18 protein-coding genes and 2 pseudogenes are annotated in these 26983 nt (G+C 70.4%); 7 read left to right on the top strand and 13 right to left on the bottom strand.

What is annotated here, in order from left to right; genetic code table 11:
* Positions 1-10: 10 nt before the first annotated feature.
* From WME98_RS29195 to WME98_RS29225, 7 genes are read right to left on the bottom strand one after another with little or no spacing between them, the layout of a single operon-like run.
* Positions 11-2299 carry a hypothetical protein gene (locus tag WME98_RS29195; RefSeq protein WP_437945013.1) on the bottom strand — a complete coding sequence of 763 codons (2289 nt, stop codon included), beginning with the start codon at positions 2297-2299 and terminating at the stop codon, positions 11-13.
* Positions 2300-2322: 23 nt separating this feature from the next.
* Positions 2323-3831 carry a hypothetical protein gene (locus tag WME98_RS29200; protein WP_437945014.1) on the bottom strand — a complete coding sequence of 503 codons (1509 nt, stop codon included), beginning with the start codon at positions 3829-3831 and terminating at the stop codon, positions 2323-2325.
* A 60-nt stretch (positions 3832-3891) separates the two neighbouring features.
* Positions 3892-7674 (bottom strand): hypothetical protein, encoded by a 3783-nt coding sequence (locus WME98_RS29205; RefSeq protein ID WP_437945015.1) that lies wholly within the window; start codon positions 7672-7674, stop codon positions 3892-3894.
* Between the two features lie 28 nt (positions 7675-7702).
* Positions 7703-9088, bottom strand: coding sequence for a hypothetical protein (locus WME98_RS29210; RefSeq protein ID WP_437945016.1), 1386 nt, complete (start codon positions 9086-9088; stop codon positions 7703-7705).
* Positions 9085-10275 carry a hypothetical protein gene (locus WME98_RS29215; RefSeq protein WP_437945017.1) on the bottom strand — a complete coding sequence of 397 codons (1191 nt, stop codon included), beginning with the start codon at positions 10273-10275 and terminating at the stop codon, positions 9085-9087. The genes WME98_RS29210 and WME98_RS29215 overlap by 4 nt, the downstream gene beginning before the upstream one ends.
* 26 nt (positions 10276-10301) lie before the next feature.
* Positions 10302-11057 carry a hypothetical protein gene (locus WME98_RS29220; protein ID WP_437945018.1) on the bottom strand — a complete coding sequence of 252 codons (756 nt, stop codon included), beginning with the start codon at positions 11055-11057 and terminating at the stop codon, positions 10302-10304.
* Positions 11058-11096: 39 nt separating this feature from the next.
* Positions 11097-12302, bottom strand: a complete 1206-nt coding sequence (locus WME98_RS29225) for a hypothetical protein (RefSeq protein ID WP_437945019.1) — start codon at positions 12300-12302, stop codon at positions 11097-11099.
* Between the two features lie 712 nt (positions 12303-13014).
* Between WME98_RS29225 and WME98_RS29230 the strand changes: the two are divergent.
* The 3 genes and pseudogenes from WME98_RS29230 to WME98_RS29240 all read left to right on the top strand — a co-directional run.
* A pseudogene (locus tag WME98_RS29230) lies at positions 13015-13218 on the top strand (aldo/keto reductase); the annotation flags it as partial.
* A 236-nt stretch (positions 13219-13454) separates the two neighbouring features.
* A complete protein-coding gene (locus WME98_RS29235) occupies positions 13455-13862 on the top strand; it encodes a bifunctional diaminohydroxyphosphoribosylaminopyrimidine deaminase/5-amino-6-(5-phosphoribosylamino)uracil reductase RibD (RefSeq protein ID WP_437339445.1) in 408 nt (135 codons plus the stop codon).
* Positions 13863-14182: 320 nt separating this feature from the next.
* Entirely contained in the window at positions 14183-15484 is a 1302-nt protein-coding gene (locus WME98_RS29240; RefSeq protein ID WP_437945020.1) for an aminotransferase class V-fold PLP-dependent enzyme, read from the top strand.
* A gap of 150 nt (positions 15485-15634) precedes the next feature.
* Here WME98_RS29240 and WME98_RS29245 read toward each other — a convergent pair whose 3' ends face one another.
* Positions 15635-16654, bottom strand: coding sequence for a trypsin-like serine protease (locus tag WME98_RS29245; protein ID WP_437945021.1), 1020 nt, complete (start codon positions 16652-16654; stop codon positions 15635-15637).
* A gap of 462 nt (positions 16655-17116) precedes the next feature.
* Positions 17117-18175, bottom strand: a complete 1059-nt coding sequence (locus WME98_RS29250; RefSeq protein ID WP_437945022.1) for an SDR family oxidoreductase — start codon at positions 18173-18175, stop codon at positions 17117-17119.
* A 127-nt stretch (positions 18176-18302) separates the two neighbouring features.
* Between WME98_RS29250 and WME98_RS29255 the strand changes: the two genes are divergently transcribed.
* Positions 18303-19193 (top strand): LysR family transcriptional regulator, encoded by an 891-nt coding sequence (locus tag WME98_RS29255; RefSeq protein ID WP_437945023.1) that lies wholly within the window; start codon positions 18303-18305, stop codon positions 19191-19193.
* Positions 19194-19328: 135 nt separating this feature from the next.
* Positions 19329-19706 carry a hypothetical protein gene (locus WME98_RS29260; RefSeq protein ID WP_437938928.1) on the top strand — a complete coding sequence of 126 codons (378 nt, stop codon included), beginning with the start codon at positions 19329-19331 and terminating at the stop codon, positions 19704-19706.
* A 51-nt stretch (positions 19707-19757) separates the two neighbouring features.
* On the opposite strand, the gene WME98_RS29265 is transcribed toward WME98_RS29260, so the two are convergent.
* Positions 19758-20318 carry a flavin reductase family protein gene (locus tag WME98_RS29265; protein ID WP_437945024.1) on the bottom strand — a complete coding sequence of 187 codons (561 nt, stop codon included), beginning with the start codon at positions 20316-20318 and terminating at the stop codon, positions 19758-19760.
* Positions 20319-20334: 16 nt separating this feature from the next.
* A complete protein-coding gene (locus tag WME98_RS29270; protein ID WP_437945025.1) occupies positions 20335-21384 on the bottom strand; it encodes an NAD(P)-dependent alcohol dehydrogenase in 1050 nt (349 codons plus the stop codon).
* A 460-nt stretch (positions 21385-21844) separates the two neighbouring features.
* Between WME98_RS29270 and WME98_RS29275 the strand changes: the two are divergent.
* A pseudogene (locus WME98_RS29275) lies at positions 21845-22462 on the top strand (hypothetical protein); the annotation flags it as partial.
* A gap of 198 nt (positions 22463-22660) precedes the next feature.
* Here the strand turns inward: WME98_RS29275 and WME98_RS29280 are convergent.
* Together WME98_RS29280 and WME98_RS29285 are read right to left on the bottom strand one after the other, a co-directional pair.
* The gene (locus tag WME98_RS29280) at positions 22661-23863 is read right to left on the bottom strand and encodes an aminoglycoside phosphotransferase family protein (protein ID WP_437945026.1); all 1203 of its coding nucleotides are present in this window, start codon (positions 23861-23863) and stop codon (positions 22661-22663) included.
* Positions 23864-23973: 110 nt separating this feature from the next.
* Positions 23974-24897, bottom strand: a complete 924-nt coding sequence (locus WME98_RS29285; protein WP_437945027.1) for an RNA ligase family protein — start codon at positions 24895-24897, stop codon at positions 23974-23976.
* A 91-nt stretch (positions 24898-24988) separates the two neighbouring features.
* Between WME98_RS29285 and WME98_RS29290 the strand changes: the two genes are divergently transcribed.
* Positions 24989-26893, top strand: coding sequence for a response regulator (locus tag WME98_RS29290; protein ID WP_437945028.1), 1905 nt, complete (start codon positions 24989-24991; stop codon positions 26891-26893).
* The last annotated feature ends 90 nt before the right edge of the window (positions 26894-26983 follow it).

A 26983-nucleotide genomic window follows, 5' to 3' on the forward strand; every position in this document is an offset into this window, starting at 1 on the left:
CCTTCTCGCCTTATTCGCCTGTGGGCTCCCACAGCGTCGCCGATTCGAAGGTGCAGGCTCCCTGCCTCAGGCCATACGTGATCTCCTCGAACGCAGGCCTGTCGAAGATGATCTTCGCCGTCCCTCCCGACAGCCGCGAGGGGCAGCGGAGCACGTGTCCGAAGTTGACGACCGTGGAGTTCACGAAGTCGAGCTGACCCCTGCCCGCCACCGAGAGCATGACCGACTCGCGATCGAAGTAGCCGGGAGCGCTCGTGAACGTGCTGTCGACCGCGAGGAGCCCGTCCTCGGTCCACGTCGCGCGGTCGTCGTTCCACGCGACCGCCATCGGGCCTGACACGCGCATCCCGACGACGAACGCCTGCACGTCGGCGCTGAGCGTCAGCGCGCGGAAGTTCGCGACCGAGCCCCCGAGCCACTCCCCCCGGAGATCCACGAGATCATCCGTCGTGAGGTCGGGCTGGGCGAGCGACTCGATGCTATGGCCCCCGGCGACCGGCCACGAAACGATGGACACGCGCGCCCGGTCGGCCGACACCCCGTCGGTGAAGGCGCGCACGCTCGAGCTGTGGAGCGCGAGCGTGCCCCCCGAGAACACGATGCCTTTGTAGAACACCGGCGCCGTGTCGCCGCCGATGACCACGTCGCGGACCCGCAGGACGAGCCCTCGCGCAGCGCTGCCCGCGGCCTGCACGCCCACGCGCGCGAGCGGCGCCGGCGGGCCCGCGGTGCTCCCCGTGGGGGCGCGCGATACGAGCCGGAGGTGCTCGAGATCGACCGTCAGATCCCCCTGCACCAGGAGGGCCGGCTGCGCGTCGGTGCACGCGGTGCTCGTGCCGAAACCGCAGGTCGGTTGCGCCACGGTGATGGTCGAGCCCTCCGGCTCGCCGATCATGCGCACCTTGCGCATCCTCGCGGGGAGCGTCGCCGCGTCCAGGGTGAACGGCGGCCGGCTCACCGCGGCGCGCTTCCCCACGCGGACCTCCAGGGCCTCGGCGTCCACCGCGCAGTTGCGCGTCAGGGTGGCGACGGTCGTGGTCGACAGGTCCGCGCCCTCGCGGAGCGTGACCGAGCACGTGCGGTCCGGCACGAGGCACGGAAGCGAGACCAGACGGGGCGCCGCGTCCTCGCTCTTGCCGGCGTTGTAGGCCGCGATGAGCCGCGCCAGCCACGTCCCGCCGCCGTCGTGGCCCGAGAGGCCGAAGCGGCGCTCCCACGCCTCGCTCGCGGTGCAGATGGGCAGATCCAGGGTGACGCCGCCGAGCGGCGCGCGCCGGCTCGTCGTCCCGTTGAGCTCAAGGCGGTCGGTATAGCCCTTCCGCTCGCCGTCCAGGCACCCGCCGGTGCTCGGATCGAGCGAGCCGCTCTCGCACTCGAGGTAGCCGTCCCTCAGGACCTTGTGCGCCGGGACCCAGCTCGCCGTGCCGCACCGCTCGAGGCACACGTCGAAGAACGGCATGTCGGGCTGGATCTCTTCGTCTTCCGGGACGACGTCGGTCGACTCCCACGAGCTCGGCACGGCGAGGAGCTTCCTCACGTCGCTGAGCGCCTTGGCGCGCTCGGCGTCGGTGAGGTCGTTGTAGGGCCGCCCGTCGAGCGACTCGACGAAGAACGACGTATTCCCCTTCTTGACGAGCACCATCCACCGGAACTCCACGCTCGGCAACCAGGCCGAGTGGACCTCCCAGCCGTCGTAGGGCTCCGCCGCGCGCTCATTCGCGCACGAGAGCTGGATCGGCGCGGCGCTCGGCTCGGGCGTCCAGCCGGGGCTCCCCAGGGGAGGGGCCGGCGCGCGCCGCGCGCGCTCGGCGATCCCGAGGTGCTTCATCAGCCCCCCGCAGCGGTTGGGAATCACGAAATAGCGCCCGGGCCCGGCCTGAGGGGGCTCGCCGTCGAGCCGGTAGTCGAGGAGCGACAGGCCTTGCGTCCTCGGCTCCGCATAGACGCTCGCCTCCGCGGCGATGCGGTCCGGACACGCGATCATCGGCGCCGCCGCGTCGATGACGACGTCGGTCCGCTCGGCGATCGCGCTCCGCCTCACGCCGAAGAGCTCGCGCACGACGCGCTCATCGAGGCACCCCTCCAGGCGGAGCAGGATCGTCGTCCCGTCCTCCTGCGGCAGCTCGGCAGCATACCGCATCTCCGAGCCCGCCGCGCCGGTCGCGCGGTAGCGAAACAGCGTCGGCTTGGCGGCCAGAACGGCGCGCGCGCTCGTCGTCGCCATCTCAGGCTCGCCCGCATCTCCGCACGCGCTCGCGACGACCGGGACGAGCGCCCACAACCATCTTCGCGTGTTCATCTTGCTCGCCTCAATGCGTACGGTCACGGGTGGAACTCGCTCATGCAGGTGTCGACCGCCCTCGCGGTCATCGCGGTGTTGGACACGTACGACGCCGGAAGGCCGACGCCGCTGCACAGCGCGGCGGCCGTCTGCGCGCCGGAGACGACCGTCCCGGCGACGTCCGCCGCGCAGAGCGCGTTCACGTCCTTCACCGGGCGGCCGGCGGTCGCGTCGACCTGGTTGCAGGCGTTCGTGAAGAACGTCCGGTTGCGATTCCGGATCTCGCAGAAGTAGATGCTGCACTGCCGCTTCATGAGGTCGTTCTCCACGGCGCTCCGGTCGGCGAGGAGCGCCATGTCGCGCTTCATGAGGTCGAGCTTCTCGAGGAGGGTCATCTCGTTCGGGACCGCCGGCAGCTCGGCGCGCGCGAGCATGTCGCGGAGGCCCTCACGGCTGTTCTGCAGCTCGACGCGGACGTCCTTGCCCTGGTGCTCGTAGAGGCCGCTGACCCAGCGATCGACGAAATCGAGGATCGTCTGGCTCCGCAGCACCGCGCGCTCGTACCCTTCGTGGAGGCGCGCCACGGCCGAGGGGAGGGGCCCCGCGCAGAGCCCCGCGGTCTCGCTCTCCGGGAGGCAGAACATCGACGCGATCCCCTGGTAGGAGCCGACGAGGAGGTCCTTCTTTTGCACGAGGCCGCCGAGGAGCGCCGCCGAGTCCCGGAGCGAGCTGTCGGCCATCTCGATCTTGCGCGCCAGCATCGCCTTGAGCGGCGGGATCGCGCTGCCTTCGGGCGGGGCGTCCTCCGTCGCGGTGCCGAAGTAATCCGCGAGGATATCGCGGGAGACGGTCTCCGCCGCCGCGTCGATCGCCGCCGGCGAGGGCGACGACACGACGCCGCACGTGGCGTCGTACCCCCCGTGCAGGTACTCCGCGTAGCATTGCGCCATGCTCTCGGCGTGTCCCGTCAGGCTGAAGCTCGAGGTGTCGTAGCTCATCTCGAGCCCCTCCCACCGCACGCGCGTGAAGCTCGCCTTGGCCATGCCCCGGTGCATGCAGAACGCCTCGCGGTGAGCGAGCTTCGCGGTGAGCTCGCCCTGGTAACGATCGTCGAGCTCTGCGAGCTTGCGGCAATGGAGGAGCCCCTCGAACAGCGCCGCCGCGCTCCTCTGCGACGGGAGCAGGCCCACGGTCGCGGCCTTCTCGAGCTCGTGGAGGCCGTGGTCGACGTCGCCGTCCGGGCGATGCGCCTCGCACACCCCGTTCAGGAAGTGCACCGGCGCGCGCGGCCCCACCTTGACCTTCAGGATCCCATCGACCTTCTCGATGGGATAACCCTGCCGCGGGAGCGCGTCCCACTGCGACGGCTCGCACGGACCGGACCAGATCTGCGCCCGCAGGTGGGTCTTCCGCTCCTGCAGGTCGCACGACGCGAGCGTGCGCGAGCACTCGTCGTCCTCCTGGGCCGCCGCCATCCTCATCCCCGGGAGCGTCGCGAACACCGCCGCAACGACCAGCGGGATGTAGGACGCCAAATCCTGTCGATCCATCGGCCAAACTCCTTCTATCTTCAGAAACGACGCTTCTGCTCGCCGGCCTGCGCGCGTACGTCAGCGCACCGGCTTGCGCACGAAGATGAACACGAGCTTCAACGACGGAGCACCCTGGCTCATGCAGCGAACCAGGTTCTCGTCGGCGATGATCTCGTACGTCCCCACCAGCGGATAGCCCACGAACGGATACGCGTTCTGGCTCAGGACGTCGTTCAGGCGCCGCTCGAGCCCCTCCGCGGTGTACGGGCCGCGACGGAAGCGGAGGTACTCGTCGTTCATGAGCTCCATGTCCGAGCCGCCGTACACCGGGATGAGCGCCGTGACTGGCCGCTTCACCACGAGGCTCGGCACGATCTCGCTGCTGTCCTTCGACAGGCGCGAGAAGACGGTCCCGAAGCCGAGGTGGGTCATCAGCGTCTGCTGAGAGCGGCACGACGAGCTCGAGACCCCGGCCATGACGTGCACGAGGCGCATCGGCTCGCGCTCGTTCATCGTCATCTCGTCCCAGAGGACGAAGTTGCCGAGGTTCCGGCTATCCGCCTGCGAGCCGGCGAAGGGCGAGATCTCGAAGCGCGCGCGCCCGTTCTCGAGGAGCTCGGACACGAGCCCGCTCGTCTTCTCCAGCGTGAACTCGGCCACGCTGCCCACCATCGTCGCTGTGCTCCAGGCGAGCGAAGAAGGCCGGCAGATCTCGCTCGTACCGGCCGTCCCGCAGTCGCTGAGGAGCGAATCCAGCTCGGCCGCCGTCCCGATGAACGTCCTGTCCGGAGACAGGTGCCCGACGTCGCCGGCGAAGTCGCTCAGCATGTTGTAGCGGTTCCGGTACAGGTTGTAGGTGAAGTTGACGTTCTCGACGACGCGGCGCTTGGCCTCGAGGAACTCGTTCGCTCCCCGCGTGAGCTCCGCTTGCATGTCCTCGAAGTCCCAGAAGAGGACCTCGGCGGCGCCGTTCACGGGCGCCATCTCGACGAGCCCCATGATGCGCGTGCGGCTCTCCAGCACCGCCTCGCGCATCTCCCGCTCGATGTCCAAAAGCTCGTGCTCGAGATCCTTCGCCTCTTCCACCATCCGGATCTGCCGGCGGAGGTCCTCGATCTGGACGAAGGTCGCCGCCCGCTCGTCCTCGATGACCGACGCGAGGAACGCCATCTGCCCCTCCGAGATGTTGATGGTGTTCTGCCGGATCTTCTCCCGGATGTCGTTCAGCACCTGGCGCTTCGCGTCGTAGTGCCCCTCGAGATCGTGCACCCTCCCCTGGTAGTGGCCGATCCGGCTGATCTGCGCGTCGATCGACGACTTCATGGCGAGGAGGTTCTGCTTGTCCTGCTCTAGCCTGCTCGCCTCGATGTCGAGCTCCCCGAGCGCGAGGGCGAGCCGCTGGATCTCGATCTGGGCCTGCTCGCGCACGTTCTCCTGCTCGTCGATGTCGAAGTCGACGAGCGCCGACTCGTCCGACTTGGTCTGGAGATCGGCCACGAGCGCCGCGCGGTCGGCCCGCAGCTTGGCGACCGTCGCCGCGATCTCACCCCGGTCCAGCCTGCACTGGATCGCGTGCAGCTTCTCCTCGCCGGTGATCTCGACGACCTCCTTGTCGAGCTCCGCGAGCTGGACCGAGATCTCGGCGAGCGCCCGCTTCTTCGTCCACTCTTCGATCAGCTTGTGGATGTCGAGGGCGTTGATCTCCCTCCTGAGCTCCTCGACCCGGACGTTGAGCTCGTGCCGCTCCTGCGCGATCATCTGCTCGAACTGCAGCTCGCCGAACTGCCACTCGTACACCTGCGCGGCCGTGTCGGCCGCGACCTTCGCCGCCGCCGCCGCCGCCTCGACGAAGTGGAACGTCTTGACGGGGAAGATGCCCATGATGCCGGTGTCGCCGTCGGGGATGGCCGCGAGGACGGCGGCCGTGGCCGAGAGCGCGAGCGCAGCCCCCTTCAGCGCGTCGAGGCCGTTCTGTTCGGCCATCGCGGCGTCGAGCGCCCGCATGCGATCGTTGATCTGATTGATCGTCGTTTGCCACATGTCGCGCTGGTGGTCGAAGATCTTGAGGTTCTGATTGTAGAGCTCCTCCGCGACCCGCTTCAGGTTCTCGTCCTTCGTGGAGCAGCTCGTGCCAGAGCCGTCGATGCACGCCCTGATCTTGTCGATCTCCTCCTTGCTCTTGGTGGAGAGCTCCTTCCGCGCCATGCAGATCTCGTCGAGGAGCGCCGGCTTCGGCGCCTCGATGGACGGCGGGCTCGCGCACGACGCCCCGGAGATCGGATCGGTGAACCCCTGCGCCGCCCCGGTGTAGAACGCGAGCTCGGCGTCGACCGAGCAAATCTGGTGCACGACGGGGACGCGCATCGATTCGAACACCGTCTCCTGCGAGGCCCGGAGCCGGCTCGTGATGATCTCGGAGCCCTCGATGCGCTTCTGCTCGAGCGCGATCTGTCGCTCGATCTGCGCCTTGCGGTTGTCGACGAGCTCGAGCTCCTTGTCGTCGGACGCGACGCGGTTCAAGAGCTCCTCGATCTGCAGCTCGAGGCCGTCGCGCTGCATCTCGAAGTTGAAGCCGGCGAGCGTCATGTCGATGTTGAACTGGATCTCGGCGATCTGCTCGCGCACCGCGTCCTGGTCGAGCGCGAGGAGATCTTGCTCGCGCTGGCCCCGGAGGAGCACGATCTGGTTCTCGAGCTCCTTCGTCTCGCGCTTCAAGGCCAGCTCGAGCACGCGGATCCTCTGCTCGAGCTCGAACGTCGAGATGTCGCTCTGGAGCGCGCTCAGCTTCTGCTGCACGTCGTTCTTGAGCTGCTCGGCCATGTCCTGGAGCTGCGCCATCTTGTACACCTCGATCTCGATGGCCCGAGAGTGCTTCATGTTGGCCATGTCGAACTTCTGGTTCTGAAGATCGGTGTATTTCCGTGCCCACGCCTCGAGCATGCGCTCGATGTTCCCGTCCTGCTGCTCGATCGCGGCCTCCTGCATCCGCAGCTGCTGGCCGAGCCGCTCGATGCTGACGAGCGGGAAATCCTCGGGATCGATGTTGATGTACAGGTAGCCTTTGCGCACCGAGTCGAGGCGGAGCGTCACGTCCTTCTCGATGGTGGCGAGCGTCGCGAGCTCGGCGGTGAAGAGGTCCCGATCGGGGAGGGAGCCCTTGGCCTCGAGGACGAGCCAGAACGCCTGATCGTAATACGTGGCCGCCTTGTAGTACTCGCTCCCTTTGTCCCCGTCCGCCGCGGGCGCGTCGCCGAGCGCCTCGCCGACCAGATAGCCCATGTGGTCGAGCCGCGCGACGGACGCCTCGCGGTACCAGACGTCGCCCGCCGCCACGAGCAGCTTCGCCTTGAGCCCCTGGAGCTGCGCCATCGCCTTGAGATACTTGTTGAAGGCGATGTTCTTCTGCTCCTCGCCCGTCCCCGAGCTCGCCTGCCGCGGGAGGCGCGCGATCCCCTGCTCCACGATCTCGAGCCCCGCCGTGGCCTGCGCGAGGAGCTCCGCGGGGCTCGTCAGCGCATCGCCGGGCGCCGCGGCCCCCTTCGCGTTGAGGAGCGGCAGCCCCGTGGCGCGAAAGCGATAGACGTTCGCGCGCTGGTAGTAGCACTCCGCATCGCAGACGCGCGTGGTCATGGACTCGGGGCACCTCCCCCTCGCGCCGACGAGCGCCTCGAGATCGCCGAAGCTGTCCTCGAGGAGCGCCATGCTCGCGCCGTACTGCGCGATCTTCAGCTCCGAGACGAGCCGCCCGACCTCCGCGCGGATCGCGGTCTCGTTCGAAGGGATGCACTCGATCTCCTCGGCGCGCGCGGGCGAAGGCAGCAGCAACAGACCGAGGGCGAATGAAGACAACAGTCGTTTCATGGATCGCTCCAGCAAGCTTTGCCGTCGGCTAAAGACTATTGATGTACCCGATATAAGCCTTCGAGAGCCCCGAGACCTTCTCGACGAAGGCCGTCCGGGCCGGGTCGCTCGCGCCCGCTTCGTCCTTGAGCGCGCCGTAGGCCCGCGCCGCCTCGGTCAGGCAGGCGTCGACGCGTCCGGCGTACTCCGCGAAGTTCTCCGGCGTGAGCGCGCCCGGGATCGTCGCGCACACGGCCAGCTTCTCCTGGGTCGACCAGTCGAGCCCGGGCGTATTCGCGATCTCGCGGAGGGCCTCCACCACGGCGCCGAGGAGCGCGGCGTGGCGCTCGAGCGTGGCGCGCGCCGCCGCCACGTCGGCGTCGACCCCGGCGGCGCTGGCGTTGCTCCGGATGCGGTCGATCTCGCTGCGCTTCGCGCGGAGGCGCGCCATGAGCGGCTGTCCCGGCGGCGTCGTCGCCGGCGCCCGCTCGAGGCCGAGCGTGTCCCGCTCCACGAACTCGTAGAGCGAAGCCGTGTCCTCGACGGTCTTCTTGAGCAGGAAGATCTCGCGCGTCGGGAGCTCCACGGCCGAGTCCCGGAGGGCCGCCGCGTACTGCCGCTCTTTCTCGGCGAGGCTCCGCGACGTCGCGTCGATCTCCGCCTCGACGCGCAGACGTATCCGCTGGTCGATGCCGGCGCGGAGCATCGACTCCACCTCGGCTTTCCGCACCGCCTTGCGCATCGAGCAGAGGTTCGCCGGGATCTGGTCGGCGAAGGGCCCGGCGTGGAACGCCCGCGCCTCCTCGAGGAGGGTCTCCCAGCCGGCGCGGACCGGCACGGGGAGGCCGAAGTCGGCGCCGAACCCGACATACCGCGCGTGCTCGTTCGCCCGCTGGTACGACAGGCACTTTTCCTCGCGCGTCTGCCCTTCGAGGTACGCGAGGCTATGGGCCACGAAGAGCTCGAGGTGCGCGGTGTTCGCCATCTGCAGGACCTCGTCGCTCCGGCCCGCCGGGGCGCCTTCCGGCTCGCGGTAGCTCCGGAGCGCCCCGACGAGGAGCTCGAGGAGCGCGACGCGGCGGTGGAGCTCGCGCGCCGCGGCCGGCTCGACGCCGGCGATGGGCAGGAGACGCACGGTCGTCACGGATCCGGTGACCTCCTCGATGGGCACGGCGTCGTCCTCGATGATCTCGCCGCCCGAGCTGCCGCCGCCCGACGCCGGCGGCCGCAGCTCGTTCGAGGCGAAGGAGAGGAGCGCCGTATCGAGCGGCCGCCCAGCGGTCGCCCGGCGGAACGCCTCGTCGACATCGACGTACGACGGCGCCGCGATCGCGGGGCCGCTCGGGGTCGGGAGCGAGGCCGCGTGCGAGGCGAGCGACGCGAGCGCCGAGAGGGGCACGATCGCCAGGGCGACACGCCACGTGATCTTCTTCACGGCGTCCTCCTGCAGTACCAGGCCGGCCTCGAGGAATTGCAGTACTTTGCCATCCCTTCCTTCCAGAGCGTCTCGACGTGCGCGGCGGTCCGCGTGAGCTCGTTCCGGTTCGGCTTCGCGAGGGCGTCGTCCAGCGCTGCCCTGCCGGCTCGCTCGGGCGCCTCCATGGCCGTCCAGAAGTTCGTCCCCAGGATCAGCGACGTCGAGAGATCCCTGAGCTCGATCACCGTTCGCTCCTTGCGACTCACGTAATCCTCCATCGACAGGCCGCCGATCGCGGCGATGATCTCCGCCTCGATGATCGCGATCTCTCCTCGCTTCTCCGGCAGCAGGAGATCCGTGAAGCGGGTCGTCTTGGCGCCGATCGTCCCGAGGATCTGCGCTTTCCACGTCGCGTCGTACACGAAGCTGGGGAACGACTCGTCACCTCCGACGGGCTGCGCTGCGACCTTGACCGCCTCGGCGCCGAAGAGGCCGTTGATGCGGTCACGGATCCCGAAGAGGTATTGCCGCCCCACGTCGATCTCGGTCAGGTTGAGGCCGTCGCGCGTCTCCACGCTGGACGCCGTCGCCACGAACGCCTTCATCTGGTCGCCGAGCTGCGTCATCTTCTCGTCGAAGCGGTCGCGGAGCGCGTCCGGCCCCGACGTCTCGTAGAAGAGCCCCCGCAGGCGCCCCACCGCGTACCGCCGGCCGTAGCGCTCCAGGCTGGCCGGCGTGTGGGACGACTCCTCGCACCCGGTCACGGCCTCGAGGGCGGCCACCATCTTTGTCGCGTGGTACGTGTACTTCATGTCGTCGGACGTGCCGAACGAGTGCTGCTCGCGATAGAGCACCTGCTGCTCGGTCAGGAACGCCTCGAGGAGCGCGCTGGCGCGGACCGCGGCGTGGCACCGGAGGCTGTCGGCGCCCGTCCGGTTCGACAGCCCGAAGTAGGCCATCCCGAGGAAGTACCGCTCCTGCGGCGCGAGCCCGAGGGTCTCCACCTCGATGAGATCGACGATCTCCTGGTAGCTCCCGCGCGCCGCGAGCGTCTCGTAACAGAGGCGCTTGTTCTGCGTGAACACAGGCCCTTCCGAGGCCGCCGCCCTGCACGCGGGAGGCGGAGCGACGCCGGCGTGCGCGGCGCCGGCCGAGCCGACGACGCACGCCGCGCCGGCGACGATGCTGAGAACCCTGATCTTCATGGTGTCACTCCCGTCGGCGCGGGCGCTCAGCGCTCTTTGCGGCAGGCCGCGATGTTCGGCGAAGAATTGCCCCAGGTCTCCACGACGCAGATGATCGAGAGGTAGTTCCCGGGGATATGGTTGCCGCGGATCAACGCCCCGATGTAGTCCGCCCAGGCCGCGTCCCCGACGCACGGTCTGCCGCTCCTGTGGCAGGCGCGGTCGGTCACGTTCTCGATCTCGTAGAAGCAGCCGTTCGCCTTGTCAGAGCACCTCTTGAGGTAGCTCGCGTGCTCCGCTTCGAGCGAGCGTTGCGTGTAGCCCTTGTCCTTGTTCGCGGGGGTGTAGAACTCGCCGGTCCACCACGCGATCCCCTCGGGCGCGGGGCACGGGCCGACCTCCACGGGCGTCTGCCAGCACCCGTAGGCCCAATCGTAGCTCGCCAGGAGCTCGTCGCGCGACGCGGGCGTCGCGTTCGTCACGCGCTCGTTCATCCACCTGTAGAGGCCATACCGGGCCGCCTGCTCGATGTTCGCGTTGATCTCGTTCGTGAAGTACGTCCGCTCCTCGTCGAAGACGCGCCCGCCGTCCAGGTTCGTGCGGCGCGGGTTGCTCCTCTTGCCGTTTCCGACGGCGCGACCGAGGATGTCGTTGAGCGGGTCGGCGAGCCCGAGGTAGACGGCGTAGGCGCGCGACATCATCGTATTGGCCTCGGCCTCGCTCGTGTCGCCCGTTTTGCTGTACTCCGCGTAGGCCGCCATCGTGTCCTGGAGCTCGCGGTCGTTCGGCTCCCGCCCGAACACCCAGAAGAACAGCTGCGCAATCCTGGCGCGACCGGGGCCTCAGCACCCGACCTCCAGCATCCGCGTCTTGCTGGCTGGCGCGTTCGGGTCGACGAAGAGGTACGGCACGGCCGCCCTCGGGACCGACTGCGCCGCCGGCGCCCCTTCGGCGAAGAAATTCGCGGCCGTCGGGCACGTGAAGCGAACCAGCGTCTTGCCGCCGCCGAGCTGGAAATAGCGCGCCGAGGGCGACTGATCGGCGGTCTGGAAGATCTTCACGCTCCTGTCGCACGCGAGGTGCGGCTGCCGGTCGGGATCCGAGGCGGTGAAGCGCGGGTCGCTCGTCGACAGCTCCTCGAGCGTCGCCGCGGGGTCGAAGCCGAATGCCCGCTTCATCATGTCTGCGTTCGAGCCGCAGTCGATCGCGTAGCCTTTCCCGCCGGCGATCAGGTAGGGCGTCACGCGCGTCCTGATCCCGGTGAAGGAATAGCGAACCAGGTAGAGCTCCGCCTCGGCGGCGTAGCTCGTCTCGGCCGTCTGCTGCGGGAGATCGCGGCGGGCCCGCGGGAGCGCCTTCCCGGTGCTCGTGTGGCAGTTGATGTCCCGCGTGGCGATCCCCTGCGCGTTCCAGACATCGAGGACGGCGCGGTTGATGGGGATGCTCACCTGCTCGAGGTTGCTGCCGTCCGCCTTCGTCCACGAGAGCGCCGAGAGCACGTTGCTGCATCCTACGGTGTAGATCGTCCCGGGGTCGTCGCGGAGCCGGAGGTAGTATTCGGCCTCGCCCTTCCCCAGATCGGCGTCGACGCGGCGATAGACCTGGAAAATTTGCTGGCGCGTGACGTTGGGATCGGCGTCGCAGCGCAGCGTATGGATGGGGACCGGCCCGCCCGCGTCGCGCTCGAGCTGCATCTGCATCGAGTCGAACGAGTCGTAGAACGCGGCCTGGTTGAGGTCGAGCGTACGCGGGTACCCGAAGCCCTCCAGGATCGGCCCATAATTCGAGCCGCAGCCGATCTGGAACACCACGTTGGGCTTGTTGTCCTTGAAGCTCACGACGACCGGAACTTCGCGCGGCAGGTCGTCTGCGAGGTCCGGATTGTCGTAGACGAGGACCTCGGTCACGTTCGGCCCGATGACCTCCGCCGCGGCCGTGCCCGTGATCGGCGCGTCGACGTCGGACTCCGCCTCGCCGACGCAGCCAGACACCCAGCCCAGCGAGGCGACCGTCAGGGCCGCGACGTACTGTCGTTGTATGATCTTCACCTCGTCCTCCGCCTTGATTCGTCCTGTCCCGGAGCGTCGGACCGACCGCCGCGATTCGAGCCCATGCCCGATCGCGCGGAGCAGATCGATCCCGGATGCCAATCACGTTATGATCGGGATGCGTAAATGCGCTGAGAGGCGTTCTGGGTGAACGTGCGGGATGCGAGCGCGGCGCGGACTCCAGCTCGTTGCCTCGCGTCGACGGCGTCGACGAGCCGTGGACACGGATTCGCCGAAGAGAATTCGAGCAGAGCTGCGTCTGATCTCGCCGACGGCGTGCTCCCCGCCGCACCGTCCGGCCAGCTCACTGCTCTTAGTGCCGCCAGGGGGAGCGACCCTTCAGATTATTTTGAGTGGCCTCACTGCCCCGTTCGCTGATGCGGCCCGCCTGGAGCGCCGCTCCACCCACGCTGTTCGCGCAGCATGCTTGGCGGAATCGGAGAGCGCTGTTGGCCGCTTGGCGCTTGTGCCGCCGGGGAGCGGGGGAGGCGGGGGATCGACCGTGGTCCCCTGCGATGCGCTTCTGCTGCCAGCGCAAGCCCGCGGCCTGAACGGAGGCCGCCCTCGGTCGCCGATGCGCTCCACGCGCTCGTCTGGCGCCACGCCGCCGCGGAGTGTCCGCTATAAGAGAGCCATCGTCCGTTATGGTGGACGTGGCCGCCGCTCCGTGGTACTGGCTCCGTGGTACTGGAGGCCCACGGACGGAACAGCGATGCACTACCGACAGCTGGGTGACAGCGAGCTCCGGGTCTCGGAGCTCTGCCTTGGGACGATGACGTTCGGCGAGCAGAACACGCTCGAGGACGCGAAAGCGCAGCTCGACTACGCGTTCGACGCGGGCATCAACTTCGTCGACGCGGCCGAGATGTACCCGGTGCCGACCCGCGCCGAGACGCAGGGGCGCACCGAGAGCTACGCCTTCGTGCGCAGCCGCTGGTTCGTGGCGAGCACCATCATCGGGGCGACCACGCTCGCGCAGCTCGAGGAGAACGTGAAGAGCGCGGGGGTGGAGCTCGGCAAGGAGGTGCTCGCCGAGATCGAACAGATCCACGCCCGCTACCCGTGCCCGGCGCCGTGAGCGCGCCGGCCGTGGAGGCGCAGATCGCCCGGCGGGCTCGGCCCTCGTACACCGAGGCCGAGAAGCGGCGCTTCATGGCGCGGGCGCTGGAGCTGTCGCGCGGCGCGCTCCCGAGCTGCCGCCCGAACCCGCCCGTCGGCTGCGTGGTGGTGCGCGGCGGGAGCGTCGTCGCGGAGGGCTTCACGCAGGCGCCCGGCTGCCACCACGCCGAGGCCATGGCGCTCGCGACGCTCCCCGGCGATCTCTCGGACTGCGCGGCGTTCGTGACGCTGGAGCCGTGCTCGTTCTTCGGCCGCACCCCGTCCTGCGCCAAGGCCCTGATCGCCCGGCGCGTCGGCGCGGTGTTCGTGGCCGTGATCGACAGCCACCCGCGGAACCTCGGCCGCGGGATCGCGCTGCTGCGCGCCGCCGGCGTCCCCGTCGAGGTCGGCACGCTCGCCGACGACGTCGCGTCGTTCATCGACGGCTATCTCATCCGCTGAGATCCCGGCACCGGCGCGCGACCCCGCGCGGGAGACACCGACCATCCATGGCAACCCGGGAATGTCGCGCTCGAGCGGCGTGACGGGATGAGGCCGAGAGCGCGGATTGACGCGATTCACCCGCGCGCCGCGCGGTGAGCGCCGCGCGGTGAAACGTTGTTTGGTGTCAGATAGTGACTGCTTGTCTGGAGCCCCGGTGCATACTCCCCTGCCGGCGCGGCGAGGGGGGGACCTCCCTGGCGCGGCATCGAAGCGCCCGTTGGCGCGCGAGCTCGCGGCTCCAGAGGGACCGCGCCCGGCACGGAGGGAGGAAGCTGTAGATGACGACGAAGCTATCGAGGCGCAGCCTGCTCGAAGGCATGCTGTTGATCGGCGCCGCGGGCTGCGCGGCCCCGGAGGCGGTGGCGGCCGCGGGCGATCGGGCCCAGGCGCCGGCCGACGCGTGGCAGCGCATCCGGGACGAGTTCGAGGTGTCGCCGGCGTGGATCCACATGACGAGCTTCTATCTCGACTCGCACCCGCGGCCCGTGCGCGAGGCGATCGAGGCGCTGCGGCGGGAGCTCGACGAGAACCCGGTGGACGCGGTCCACGAGCACGAGGACACGACGCCGGTGCGGGAGGCCGCCGCGGCGTACATGGGCGCCCATGCCGACGAGATCGCGCTGACGGACAGCACCACGATGGGGCTCGCCTTGCTGTACCTCGGCCTGCCGCTCAAGGCCGGGGACGAGGTGCTCACGACGGAGCACGATCACTATGCGATGCACGAGTCGCTCCGGCTCGCCGCGGAGCGGTCGGGCGCGGTGGTGCGGAAGATCGCGCTCTACGAGCGGGGCAGCGACGCGACGGAGGCGGAGATGGCGGGCGCGATCGAGCGAGCGATCACGCCGGCCACGCGGGTCGTGGCGATCACGTGGGTCCACTCGAGCACGGGGGTGAAGACGCCGGTGCGCGCGATCGCGGAGGTCGTCGCCAGGGCGAACCAGGGGCGGGCGCCGGAGGATCGCGTCGTCTGCGGCGTGGACGGCGTGCACGGCTTCGGGGTCGAGGACGCCACCATGGCCGACCTCGGCTGCGATTTCTTCTCGGCCGGCTGTCACAAGTGGATCTTCGGGCCGCGGGGCACGGGCGTGCTCTGGGGCAAGGCCGAGCTCTGGCCGCTGCTCCGCCCGAGCATCCCGCAGTTCGGCAAGGAGGCCTACGAGGCCTGGCTACAGGGGCAGCCGCCGCCGCCCACGAACGCCAACATGATGACGCCGGGGGGATTCCACTCCTTCGAGCACCGCTGGGCGCTGCCCGCGGCGTTCGCGTTCCACCGGCGCATCGGCAAGGCGAGGGTCGCGGACCGCATCCACGCGCTGAACCGGCAGTGCAAGGAGGGGCTCGAGGGCATGCGCCACGTCACGCTGCACACGCCGCTCGACGACGCGCTCTCCGCGGGGATCATCTGCTTCGAGGTGGCGGGGATGACGCCGGAGGCCGCGGTGAAGAGGCTCCGCGAGAGGAAGGTCATCGCGTCGACGTCGCCGTACCGGACCTCGTACGCGCGCGTCGCGCCGAGCCTGCTCAACGACGAGGCGGAGGTGGACACGGTGCTGCGGGCGATCCGGGCGCTCGCGTGAGGGAGCGCGGGCGCATCACGGGATGACTGACCGCGTTCGCCACGACGCAACGCCGTGAGGCGTCGCGTCGTGCGCGAGGGGCGCGGCATCCCCGGGGTGGGCTCGGGCGGCGCGGTGAGCTCCTGATGCGCCCGCGCCGCGCCGCGCGCCTCATTTGATCCCGGTCGTGAAGCCGCTGTACGTCACCGGTCCGTCGCCCATGTCGTCGTAGAGGTAGCAGTTGTTCTCTCCGCCTCCTTCGTGGCTGTAGGCGATGCACTGCGAGTCGTGCTCACAGGCGTACTTGCACTTCCTCAGGTCGCCGGATACGAAACCGTAGGGCCATCCGTCGATGAGCTTGTTGGTCAGCGTCTGCGAGTACGCGCCGCTCCCGGTGTACCCGATTTTGTCGAGGATCCAGTTGAGGTGGTACTGGGTGCTCGTGTACTTGTTGCGCATGGCGAAGGCGACCCACCAAGAGCCCCAGAGCACCCCGGACACGCGCTGCCCGTTGGTGAAGATCGGCCCGCCCGAGTCCCCGTCGTCGGTACGGTCGTCGTTGGTGTAGAAGTATCCGTCGTCCACGTTGTCCGAATAGAGGCCGTTCGTCGCATACTTGAGCAGGCTCGTCGAGTTGCTCCCGCCGTCGTGCAGCCCGCGGCCCACCTGGGTGCCGGTCGCGTCGTCTCCGGGGTAATGGAGGTCGAGGCTGGCCACCACGGAGGTCGACGGGATCGGCTTCGCGAGCGTGAGGACCGCGATGTCGGCGAAGTTGCCCCCGTTGTCGTCGAGCTCGTCATCCCACGGATCCACGCCGGGCTTGAAGGCGACGTTGGTGACGTCGGTCTTCGGCGCGTCGGGCGTGTTCATGGTGCTATAGAACTGCACCTTCGTGGTCCCCACGGCGGGCAGGCAGTGCGCGGCCGTGAGGACGTGATTCTTGCTGACGATGACGCCGGTGCAGTTGCCGAGCGACACGACCCGCTGCCGCATCCACGCCGCGGGGGCGCTCCCGCTGGTGATGGCGCTCGATTCGCTGTCGACGAGCTCGGCCTCGTCGCCGGCCGCGAGCGCTGCCTCGTCGCCGGTCACGCCCTCGGCCACACAGGCCGGCGCGAAGGCCGCGGACGCGAGGAGGCCGAGGGTTGCGTACATGCGGTGAAGCCGGTTCAAGTTCAAGAGGCTGGTCACTGGATCCACTCCTTAGCTTCGCAGGTTGAAACGCATCGATCTGTCCGCCCAGCGTTCCCGAGGGCGAGTCGCAATCGCCCGCCTTGCGCCTGGCGTCTGGCGTCTGGCGTCTGGCGTCTGGCGTCTGGCGTCTGGCGTTTCGTGTCTGCACTCGCCGTGCCGCGCGCGGCCACCCGGGGATGGAGGCGTGAGCGCGCGGGATCTGCGCCGGAAACCCAGCCGATCCGCCAGGGCCACGCGACGTTCGGAGCCCTCTGGCACCGGTGGCACCGCTGGCACTCACAGCTGGCACCGCGGCCGCGACCTTCGGAGGCGGGCAGCTCGGCAGGACCTCGAGGCAAGGGCGAACGCCGCCGGCGAGGAGCTACGCTGCCGTGTCGGGGAGCCCTTCGCCGCGGAGCCCCAGCGGGACGCGGCACGGCAGGTGGACCGGTCTCGAGAGCGTGAGGGGACGCGGGTCGATCACGGGATGATCCTCCGCCGCCGGAGATCCTCGAAGATCCCCCGGAACATCGCCTCCGTCTCGACGTGCTCGTGGAAGCCGAACCGGCGCGCCTTCGAGCCGTCCGCGATCACGTCGTAGTCCCACGAGAACACCGCATCTCCGAAGCGCCACGACGACACGTCCCGGTACGGGTGCCGCGCCAGGCCGTGTTTCTCGATCATGGCGTTCCAGAGCGGCTCCTTGTCGGCCATGACGTCCGCGAGCGGCATCGGCAGCGGGGGCGCCGCGTCCATGTCGAACATGCGAGCGATCTTCGGCCACATCTCGCTCCAGCGGAACATGTCGCCGTTGTTGATGTTGAACGCCTGGTTGCGGCACGGCGCGCTGGTCGCCGCCCAGACCGTGGCCCTGCCGAGCAGGCGCGCGTCGGTCATCTCGATCAGCCTGTCGTAGGCGGCCGGCTTGCCGGGGAACCGCAGGGGCAGGCCGAGCTCCTTCGACATCGCCGCGTAGACCGCGATGACCATGGCGAGGTTCATCGGGACGCCCAGCGCGAAGCCGCACACCACCGACGGCCGGAGGGACGACCAGGACCAGGCCTTGCCCTGCTGCCGGGCCTCGAGGAACGCCTGCTGGTCGACGTTGAACTCGGGCGGCATGTGGTGCGCGTCGGTCTCGCGGGCCGGCGTCTTGAACGGGCCGAGGTGCGCGCCGTAGACCTTGTAGCCCTGCATCAAGCTGATGTGCTGGAGTCCCGACGCGACCGGCTCGACAGCGTCGACCACGTTGACGAGCATGGCGAGGTTGGGCGGCACGAGCTCGGCCCACGTGGGCCGGTCCTGATAGGCGGCGTAGAAGATGTGCGTGACCTCGGCGAGGCCGCCGAGCTTCTTCCGGCAGTCCTCCCGGTCGAGCAGATCGACCACCACGTGGCGGACGCGGCCCGCGGGCGCGCCGCCGCGCCGGGACAGGCCGATCACGTCCCATTCGCCGAGCGCCTCGAGGTGATCGATGAGGTTGCGGCCGATGATCCCTTGCGCGCCGACGACCAGGGCGACCTTGTTCTGGATGCTCATGGTTTGCTCCTGCTTCGAGGTCTGTCCGCGCCCGGTCCGTGCTCGCGAGCGCAGGGGAAAGGTGGAGCGCGGCGGCCAGGGCGAGTACGGGCTCGAGCCGCGCAACACCTTTCGATAAAATCGAAAGATGAGCGCGCTCCTCGAGATGCAGACGTTTCTGGAGATCGTCGATCGCGGCAGCCTCAGCGCGGCCGCGCGTTCGCTCGCGACCGTGCCGTCGACCGTCAGCGCGCGGCTCGCGGCCCTGGAGGAGCGGCTGGGCGTGCAGCTCGTGGTCCGGAGCACGCGGCGGCTCCGCCTCACCGAGGAGGGCGAGCGCTACCTGGTCGACTGCCGCCGCATCCTCGACGAGATCGAGCGGAGCGAGGCGTGCATCCGGCGCGGGCAGAGCTCGCTGCGGGGCAGCCTGCGCATCACCGCGCCCTCGGATCTCGGGCGCGGCCGCCTGCGCGCCGTCCTCGAGGCGTTCCTGGAGGCGCACCCGCGCATCAGCGTGTATCTCCACCTCTCGGACGAGGTCGTCGACCTCGTGCGCGGGGGCTTCGACGTGGCCTTGCGCGTGGGACCGCTGCAGGGGAGCAGCCTGACCGCGCGCAGGCTCGCCACCGGGCACCGGGTCGTGTGCGCGGCGCCCGGCTACTGGGCTCGGCACCCGCGGCCGAGCGCGCCGGGCGATCTCGCCGATCACGATTGCCTGCTCTGGAACGCGGAGGGCCGGAACGAGGCGACGTGGACGTTCGCGGCGGAGGGCGAGGGGACGCAGGCGGTCCGCGTGCGCGGGCGGCGCAGCTCGAGCGACGGCGAGCTGGTCCGCGCGTGGGCGCTCGCGGGCCTCGGGGTCGCGCAGAAGTCGTTCTGGGACGTCGAGGGCGACCTCGAGGCGGGCCGGCTCGAGTCCGTGCTGAACCGGTTCGTCCGCGCGGCGGATCTGTCGGTCGTCTACCCGGCGGGCCGCCATTTCCCGCGCCGCGTCCGCGCCCTCGTGGACCATCTGGTGGAGAGCTTCCGCGGGCGATGAGATGGCGGCCCGGCGCCGCCAAGTGCTCTGGAGGGCGGCCTCCGGCGCGCGCGGCGGCGCGGGATCGGGCGCCGCGCCCGGATGAGCTCGCAGGTCGTGATGGAACCTCGTGGTGATCCGTGAGAGAGCACGCGCATGAGACACATCCTCGATCGCTCGATGGGGCTCCTCCTGGCCGCCGTGCTCTGCTGTGCTGCGTGCAGCGCCTCGCGGAACGAGCCTCCCGGCTCGAACGCGCCGCCGGCGCCGGATCCGGCCACGACGACGCCCACGGCCACCCCGACGGACGACTCGATCGCCGTGGGCAGCGACCCGTGCCAGAGCGACGCGGACTGCGTGCCCGTCTGCGGGTGCCACCCGGCCGCCTGCGTCGCGAAGGCCACGGCGCCCGCGTGCGAGGGCGGGATGATGTGCACGCAGGAGTGCCGGCCGGGGACGATGGATTGCGGCGGCGGCTGTCTTTGCCACGAGGGCCGGTGCGCGGCCCGGCTCGTCAACGCGCCGGCGCGCTGAGCCGCGGCCCGGAAAGGGCGCGCTGCCCCGGCGCTGCGCGCGGGCGGCGCGTCACAGCATGTCGGGGCGAAAGAGCCGGCGATACCGGCGCGTGTTCTCCCCCGAGAGCATGAAGATGCCGTCGCCGCGATAATGGAGCGTGCGCGGGTAGCGCGGCGTGGTCGCGGCGTGCGCCTTGACCACCTCGAAGATGAAGAAGTTGTAGGTCTTCACGAGCCGAGCGTCCGCGAGCCGGCACTCGAGGCTCGCGTGGCACTCGGCGATGAGCGGCGCCCCGACCACCTCGCCGGGTACCGGCGTGAGCCCGAAGGCGGAGAACTTGTCCGTGTCGCGGCCCGAGCAGTTGCCGATGCCGACCACCGCCTCGGCGAACTCCGCGGTGGGGATGTTGATCGCGCACTCCTTGCTGCGGCGGATCAGCTCGAAGCTGTGGTTCGCGCTGCTGATGACGCACCCGACCAGCGACGGCGCGAACTCCATGACCGTGTGCCAGCCCATGGTCATGATGTTTGTCTCGCGCCGCCACGCCGAGCTGACGAGCACGATCGGGCCGGGCTCGAGGAACCGGCGGATCTCCGCGACCGGGAAGTCTTTCTTGGGAGTCGTCTTCATGGGCGCGTCGCGCCGCTCACCCGGATCGGAGCGACGCCATGTCGATGGAGAAGCGATACTTCACATCCGACTTGAGCAGCCTCTCGTAGGCTTCGTTGACATTCTGGATGGGGATGATCTCGACGTCGGCGGTGATGTCGTTCGCCGCGCAGAAATCGATCATCTCCTGGGTTTCGGCGATGCCGCCGATGTTCGAGCCGGAGAGGCTGCGGCGCCCCATGATGAGCCCGAACGCGGCGACGCTCAGGGGCTTCGCGGGCGCCCCGACGAGGGTCATGTTGCCGTCGCGGCGGAGCAGATTGAGGAAGGCGTTGATGTCATGGTCCGCGGAGACGGTGTCGAGGATGTAGTCGAGGCTGCCGGCGTGCTTCTGCATCTCGTTCGCGTCGCGGGAGACGACGACCTCATCGGCGCCGAGACGCAGGGCGTCCTCCGTCTTGCCGTGCGAGGTGGTGAAGACGACGACGTGCGCCCCGAACGCGCGGGCGAACTTCACGCCCATATGGCCCAGCCCGCCGAGGCCGACGACGCCGACCTTCTTGCCCTTCTCGATGCCCCAGTGGCGCAAAGGCGAGTACGTGGTGATCCCAGCGCAGAGGAGCGGGGCCGCGCTGGCGGGGTCGAGGTTCGAGGGGATGCGCAGGACGTACCGCTCATCGACGACGATGGTGTCGGAGTAGCCGCCATACGTGACGCCCCCGAGGTGCTTGTCCGGGGAGCCGAAGACGATGATCTGGTTCGGGCAGAACTGCTCCAGCCCTTCCACGCAGCTCGGGCAGGTCCTGTCCGAGTCGACGATGCAGCCGACCGCGGCGAGGTCGCCGGGCTTGTACCTGGTGACCGCCGAGCCGACCTTGGCGACACGGCCGACGATCTCGTGGCCCGGCACGATGGGGTAGACCGTGTGGCCCCACTCGCCGCGGGCGGCGTGGAGGTCGGAGTGGCAGATCCCGCAGAAGAGGATCTCGATCTGCACGTCGTGCGCGGTCGGATCGCGCCGCGGGATCTCGGTGGGGGCCAGGGGCGATGTCGCGCTGGCGGCGGCGTAAGCCTTCGTTGTGTACATGGTTCAATGCTCCTCGTGACCGGGGTTGCTCGCGGCGGTCAGCGGTCGATCGGCTGCGTGCGGGCCTCGGGCGGGCGACGCCTTGCGCGCTTTGCGTGACCTCTTCGCTGTTCCTGTCTCCGTGGGTTCGTGCCGTCGAGCCCCGCGCACGAAGAAAAGTGCGCCCCGGTCCCGCCGAGGGCCAGGCGCCGCGGAGCGGATGGGCTGTCGAGAGCGGGAGCGGGCTGCAGGACGTGGCGCGTTCCGGTGCGCGGGGACGTGGCCACCAGCGACAGCGAGCTGAGCGTGGCCATCGCCGAGGAGTGAAGGCCCGTGTCCCGGTGTCGGGGCGGACGCAGGTCACACGGCGTGACGGATCCGGGGAGCTGCCCGGAATTCAAGAATGAGACGCGTCTGCTCTGGCCCCTGCGGGACTTACCGCACGCGCCTGGCATGCCGCCTCAGGATTCAGCATGGCCGCTGGCCGGTCTACGTCACCCAGACGAGGGCCCGGCACCGCTGTCCGACCCGGCTGCTGGTCGTGACGATCGACGCGGCGATGTCCCAGTGGTGCTCGCGGCCGATCGACACGGGCCATCCCGGCTTGACCCTGACGCCGCTGGTGCTCGGCCCCGAGGGGGGCCCCGTCGTCACGGACGCCGAGCAGGCGAGGGCCGCGCCCGAGGTGGCGGTGCTCTCGGCGATGGCGCACGGACGGGGCGAGGCAGGGAAGGCGATCGGCGTGGCGTTCCTGGCGGCAGCAGCCGGGCTCGATGAGGAGCGCCGCGCCCTGTACGCGGACGTGGTGCTATCCTCGCTGAACGAAGCGGCGAGGCGGATGTTGGAGGCGATGATGAAGAGCGGATACCAGTATCAGAGTGAATTCGCGCGCAGCTATGTGGCCAAGGGCCGGCAGGAGGGCAGCATCGAGGCCAAGGCGCAGGCCGCGCTCGCCGTGCTAGAGACCCGCGGGCTGGAGATCCCCGCCGACGTGCGGGAGCGCGTCCTCGCGAGCTCCGACCTCGCCGAGCTGGACCGCTGGATTCGCCGCGCCGCGGTCGTCACCGACGCCCGGGAGCTCCTCGTCACCAACGGCTAAGTCGGCCTGGCCGGTTACGTTCCCGCCTGCCGCGTCCCCGCCCGCGCCGCGCGGGCGACTGGTACACTGTCCTCCGCCTTTCGTCCCCGCCTTCCGTGCTCGTCCTTCGTGCGCGAGTTCACGGGGTCAGCGCGCACGAGCACGAGCGACGAGCACGAGCGACGGAAAACAGCTGCATCAACCTCGAGCGAAACCGCGCTAGGCGCGCGAGCGCACCATCTCGGCGGTTCGCTCGAGCCACCCCGGTACATCCCTGGCGTGGTAGGGGTGCTCCGACGGCTCGATGCCGTCGAGGAACGTGCGGTAGATGACCGCTTGGCGGGCAGCGGCGACGGGGGCGAGCAGCTCGGCGGCGCGCTCGGGGTCGGACCCCGGGACCGCGGCGCGCCACGCGCGGCCCCAGAGGCTCCGGAGCGGGCCCACCGCGCCGGGCGGAACCCGCGTGAGGAACCCTGGCTGATCGAGCAGCGGGTGCCCGACGCCGCTGTCGCCCCAGTCCAGCAGCGCGACCGACGTCGCGTCACCGCGGGCATTGCCAGGATGGAAGTCGCCGTGGACGAGCGTGTCGGGCAACCCGGTCTCGGCCAGGCGACGAAAGCGCTCCGGCAAGCCGTCGACGAATCCCTCGAGGGTCGCCCGATCGCCGGCGGACAGCTCGGGCGTGCGGGCCACCGCGTCGGCGATGAGCCGTGTCAGCGCCGGCCCGCGGAAGTCCGGCAGCCCCAGCGCCAGGAGCTCGTCGACCTGCCGGCTCGCGTCGCGCTGCAGGCCGACCAGCAGCGCGACAAGCCGCTCCAGGATCGGCAGCTCGGCGTGATAGAGATCCTCGCCCGGGAGCTCCGGCATGAGGATCCGCCGGCCGTCGTGGCCCAGGAGCACCGGCACGGGCCCGCCCGCGAGCCGCGCGATGAGCGCCCCCTCGTGCCCGAAGAACGGCGGAACGTGCTTGAGCCAGAACGTCTGGCCCCCCGCGCGGAGCCGCCACACGCTCGACAGGTTCCAGGACCGGATCTGCTCCGCGGGCGCCGTGCGCGAGAGCCCGCGAGCGCGCAGGACCGAGTCCGCCCAGGCGAGGTCGTCGGAAGGCCCGCCCGGCCGCGCCCACGGCTGCCGGAGCGGGTGATCGTCGAGCGCCCCGCGCCACGGTTCGACGCCGGGCGGCGGCGGCGCCTCGACCTCCGCAAGGTAGGCGACGCCCCCGCCGTGGGGAGCCGGCAGCTCGGTGGCGAGGATCCGGAGGACCGTCACCTCGACGCCGAAGCGCTCGCGCGCCCCCTGGACGACCGCGCTGGTGTCCTGCCACCACGGCGTCGCGACGGAATAGGGCGGCAGTGCGCCAAGGAGATCTCCCGCCCTTGTGACGAGGACGAGTCGAACGATGCGCGGAGGCTCGGTCTGCACGGGGCGGAGGATAGCCAAGGGCCGGCGCTAGTCGAGCGCTCGGATCCGTGACGGACGGCGGCGCTCCCGCGAGGAGCGACGACTCCGAGCCTCGTCCGAACCGCTCTCGTCTAGAGCGGATGCGCCGCGACGGCCGCCCTGACGGCGCGCTCGAGCGCCTCGCCGTCGTCGCGCGAGAGGGCGCGCATCGCGCCCGGGAACGCCGCTTCGAGATCGACGAGCACGTCGAGCGCCGCCTCCGCCTCGACGGCCGCGCGATCGTGGCGCCCGACCTTCGAGGCGGCGGAGGCCAGGCGCGGGCCGTTCGCGAGCCGCTCGCCCCAGCGGATCAGCGTGGGCAGAGCCACCGGGCGCTCCGGATCCCACGGCGCGCTCTCGTCGAAGCGGTCCTCGCGCATCTCGGCGATCTTGCGCTTCAACGCCATGTACGCGCCCGCCGGCATGCGGACATCGGGCTTGGCGACAAGCCCCTCCGCGAGGTTGGCCGGGCCGAGCGACGGATAGCCCAGGGCGGACGCGACGCGCGACGGGAAGCGCTCGGGCAGGGCGGCGATCTCCGCCTTGCGCCCGCGGGCGAGGAGCGGGGGCATCATCAGCCCCGCCGCGGCGGCGACCGGCGCCGCCTCGCTGAAGGCGAGGAACGCGTCCTCGCCGCCGCCGACGGCGCGGAGCTCGAAGAGCGCCCACCGCAGGTCGGGCGCGTACCAGACGCCGGTCTGCACCGGGATCACGCCGCCAGCGGGGACGTCCGGGTGGGGATAGCCGCCGCCGAAGAGCTCGCCATAGAGGACGAGCCGCTCCGCCCCGACCGCCGCGAACGCCGCGCGGGCGGCGTCCCGGAGCGACGCGCGGAGGAGCTGCCAGCCGAAGAACGGGTCCTCGTCCCGGAGCCACTCCTTGCGCTTGCCGAAGCGGACGCCGGCCGCGTCGACGCCGATCACGAGCTGCGCGCCGTGGATCTTCTCGAGCGCGACCCACGTCGGAGCATCGCTCGCGCCGAGGCACGGCATCTTGGGAAACGCGAGGAACTCCATTGCGCGACGATAACGCGGATGCCGGCGCCCGCGTTAGGTGCTTGACTTCCGGGAAAGCCTTCGAGTTCTTTGATCGAAGGGGGGGTCACCTATGTCCGCCGAATCCAGCCAGGCTCCGCCGGCGCCGCGCTTTCGCCTTCTCTTGATCGAGGACAGCGCCATCGCCGCCTCGATCGTCCAGAGCCACCTCGACGCCGTGCCGTGGCAGCGCGCCGAGCTCGCGCACGCGGAGACGCTCGCGGCGGGGCTCGCGCGCGTGAAGGAGGGGTGGGACGTCGTCCTCCTCGATCTCTCCCTGCCCGACGGGGAGGGCCTGGAGGTGGTCGAGCGCATTCGCGACGTGGACGCGCACGTGCCCATCGTGGTGCTGACCGGCCACGACGACGTGCGCCTCGCGGAGCGCGCGCTCGGCGCCTCGGTGCAGGATTACCTCGTGAAGCGCAGCCTCGACGCCGACGCGCTGTGGCGCGCCATCCGCTATGCGGTCAGCCGCCAGCAGCTCGTGACGCAGCTCGCGCGGACCATGGCGGAGGCGCGGGAGAACGAGGCCAACCTGCACCAGCTCATCGCCCGCAGCGCCGACGGGGTGATCGTGCTCGACCCCGGCGGGGCGGTGCTGTTCGCGAACCCCGCCGCGGAGGCGCTGCTCGGCGAGGGGCGCCTCGTCGCCGGGCGGGGCTGCCCGGTGGCGCTGCCGACCGGCGAGACGAGCCTGGAGCTCGGGGGGCACACGGTCTTCATCGATGTTCGATGGGTCGACGTGGACTGGCAGGGGCGGCCGTCGCGCATGGCGCTCCTGCGCGACGTGACCGGGCGGCGCCGGGCCGAGGAGCTGCGGCTGCGGCTCGAGCGCACCGAGCGGCTCGCCGCGGTCGGCCAGCTGGCGGCGGGCGTGGCCCACGAGATCAACAACCCGCTCGCGTACGTGGTGGCGAACCTCGAGCTGCTCGCCCGCGAGATCCGGCGGCTGGCCAGCCAGGGCGCGGCCACGGAGCACCTCGCCCAGCCGCTCGACGACGCCCGCCACGGCGCGGCGCGGGTGATGCACATCGTCCGGGATCTCGGGGTGTTCGCGCGCAGCGAGGCGAACGAGGCGATCGGGCCGACGGACGTCAACGCGGTGATCGAGGGCGCGCTCAACATCGTGCACGCGCAGATCAAGCACCGCGCGCGCGTGGTGCGCGAGCTCGCCCCGGTCTCGCGCGTGGGCGGGGCCGAGGGGCGCCTCACGCAGGTGTTCGTGAACCTGCTGATCAACGCGGCGCAGTCGATCCGGGAGGGGCGCGTCGCCGACAACCTCGTCGAGGTGCGCACCCGCCAGCAGGGCCGCGAGGTCGTCGCGGAGGTCGTGGACTCGGGCTGCGGCGTGGCCGAGGAGCACATGCCCCGGCTGTTCGAGCCGTTCTTCACCACGAAGCGCGCGGGCGAGGGGACCGGGCTCGGGCTCGCGATCTGCCGGAGCATCGTCGAGTCGTGCGGCGGGAGCATCGGGATCAGCAGCAAGGCCGGCGTGGGCACCTGCGTCCGCGTCCGGCTGCCCGTCTGGACGAGCGCCGAGCCCGCGGCGCCGCCGGCGCCGGCGCGCGACGAGGGGCCGGCGCGGCGCGCCCGGATCCTCGTCGTGGACGACGAGCCGCTCATCCTGCGGGCGCTCGGGGGGCTGCTCGGGTCATCGCACGAGGTCGTGTGCGTGGGCTCGGGCGCGCAGGCGCAAAGGACGCTCCGGCGGGACGCGGGCTTCGACGTCGTGCTCTGCGATGTCGTGATGCAGGAAGGCTCGGGGATAGAGCTCCACGAGTGGATCGAGGCGGAGCTGCCGGCGCTCGCGGACCGGGTGCTGTTCATGACCGGAGGCGGGACGAGCGAGGTGAGCCGGCGGTTCCTGGCGGCGTACGGGGGGCGCGTGCTGCCGAAGCCGATCGAGCCGGCGGAGCTGATCCGCCGGGTCGAGGCGCTGCTGCCGGCGAAGGCGGCGGAGCCGGGGGCGGGGACGTAGCGGGGAGGTCCAGGGACCGGAGCGCGAGCGCGGCGTACTTCGAGGTTCGCTCGCTCCCTGCATCGAACGACGCGCGCCGCGGCCCCGCCG

Source organism: Sorangium sp. So ce296 (genome assembly GCF_051529605.1).
Lineage (GTDB): Bacteria > Myxococcota_A > Polyangia > Polyangiales > Polyangiaceae > Sorangium > Sorangium cellulosum_D.

What these genes read in the sequence shown, in the direction of transcription:
- WME98_RS29195 (WP_437945013.1), bottom strand. Translation starts at nt 2,299, where the DNA reads ATGAACACGCGAAGATGGTTGTGGGCGCTCGTCCCGGTCGTCGCGAGC.
- WME98_RS29200 (WP_437945014.1), bottom strand. Translation starts at nt 3,831, where the DNA reads ATGGATCGACAGGATTTGGCGTCCTACATCCCGCTGGTCGTTGCGGCG.
- WME98_RS29205 (WP_437945015.1), bottom strand. Translation starts at nt 7,674, where the DNA reads ATGAAACGACTGTTGTCTTCATTCGCCCTCGGTCTGTTGCTGCTGCCT.
- WME98_RS29215 (WP_437945017.1), bottom strand. Translation starts at nt 10,275, where the DNA reads ATGAAGATCAGGGTTCTCAGCATCGTCGCCGGCGCGGCGTGCGTCGTC.
- WME98_RS29235 (WP_437339445.1), top strand. Translation starts at nt 13,455, where the DNA reads ATGGCGCGGGCGCTGGAGCTGTCGCGCGGCGCGCTCCCGAGCTGCCGC.
- WME98_RS29240 (WP_437945020.1), top strand. Translation starts at nt 14,183, where the DNA reads ATGACGACGAAGCTATCGAGGCGCAGCCTGCTCGAAGGCATGCTGTTG.
- WME98_RS29250 (WP_437945022.1), bottom strand. Translation starts at nt 18,175, where the DNA reads ATGAGCATCCAGAACAAGGTCGCCCTGGTCGTCGGCGCGCAAGGGATC.
- WME98_RS29255 (WP_437945023.1), top strand. Translation starts at nt 18,303, where the DNA reads ATGAGCGCGCTCCTCGAGATGCAGACGTTTCTGGAGATCGTCGATCGC.
- WME98_RS29260 (WP_437938928.1), top strand. Translation starts at nt 19,329, where the DNA reads ATGAGACACATCCTCGATCGCTCGATGGGGCTCCTCCTGGCCGCCGTG.
- WME98_RS29265 (WP_437945024.1), bottom strand. Translation starts at nt 20,318, where the DNA reads ATGAAGACGACTCCCAAGAAAGACTTCCCGGTCGCGGAGATCCGCCGG.
- WME98_RS29270 (WP_437945025.1), bottom strand. Translation starts at nt 21,384, where the DNA reads ATGTACACAACGAAGGCTTACGCCGCCGCCAGCGCGACATCGCCCCTG.
- WME98_RS29285 (WP_437945027.1), bottom strand. Translation starts at nt 24,897, where the DNA reads ATGGAGTTCCTCGCGTTTCCCAAGATGCCGTGCCTCGGCGCGAGCGAT.
- WME98_RS29290 (WP_437945028.1), top strand. Translation starts at nt 24,989, where the DNA reads ATGTCCGCCGAATCCAGCCAGGCTCCGCCGGCGCCGCGCTTTCGCCTT.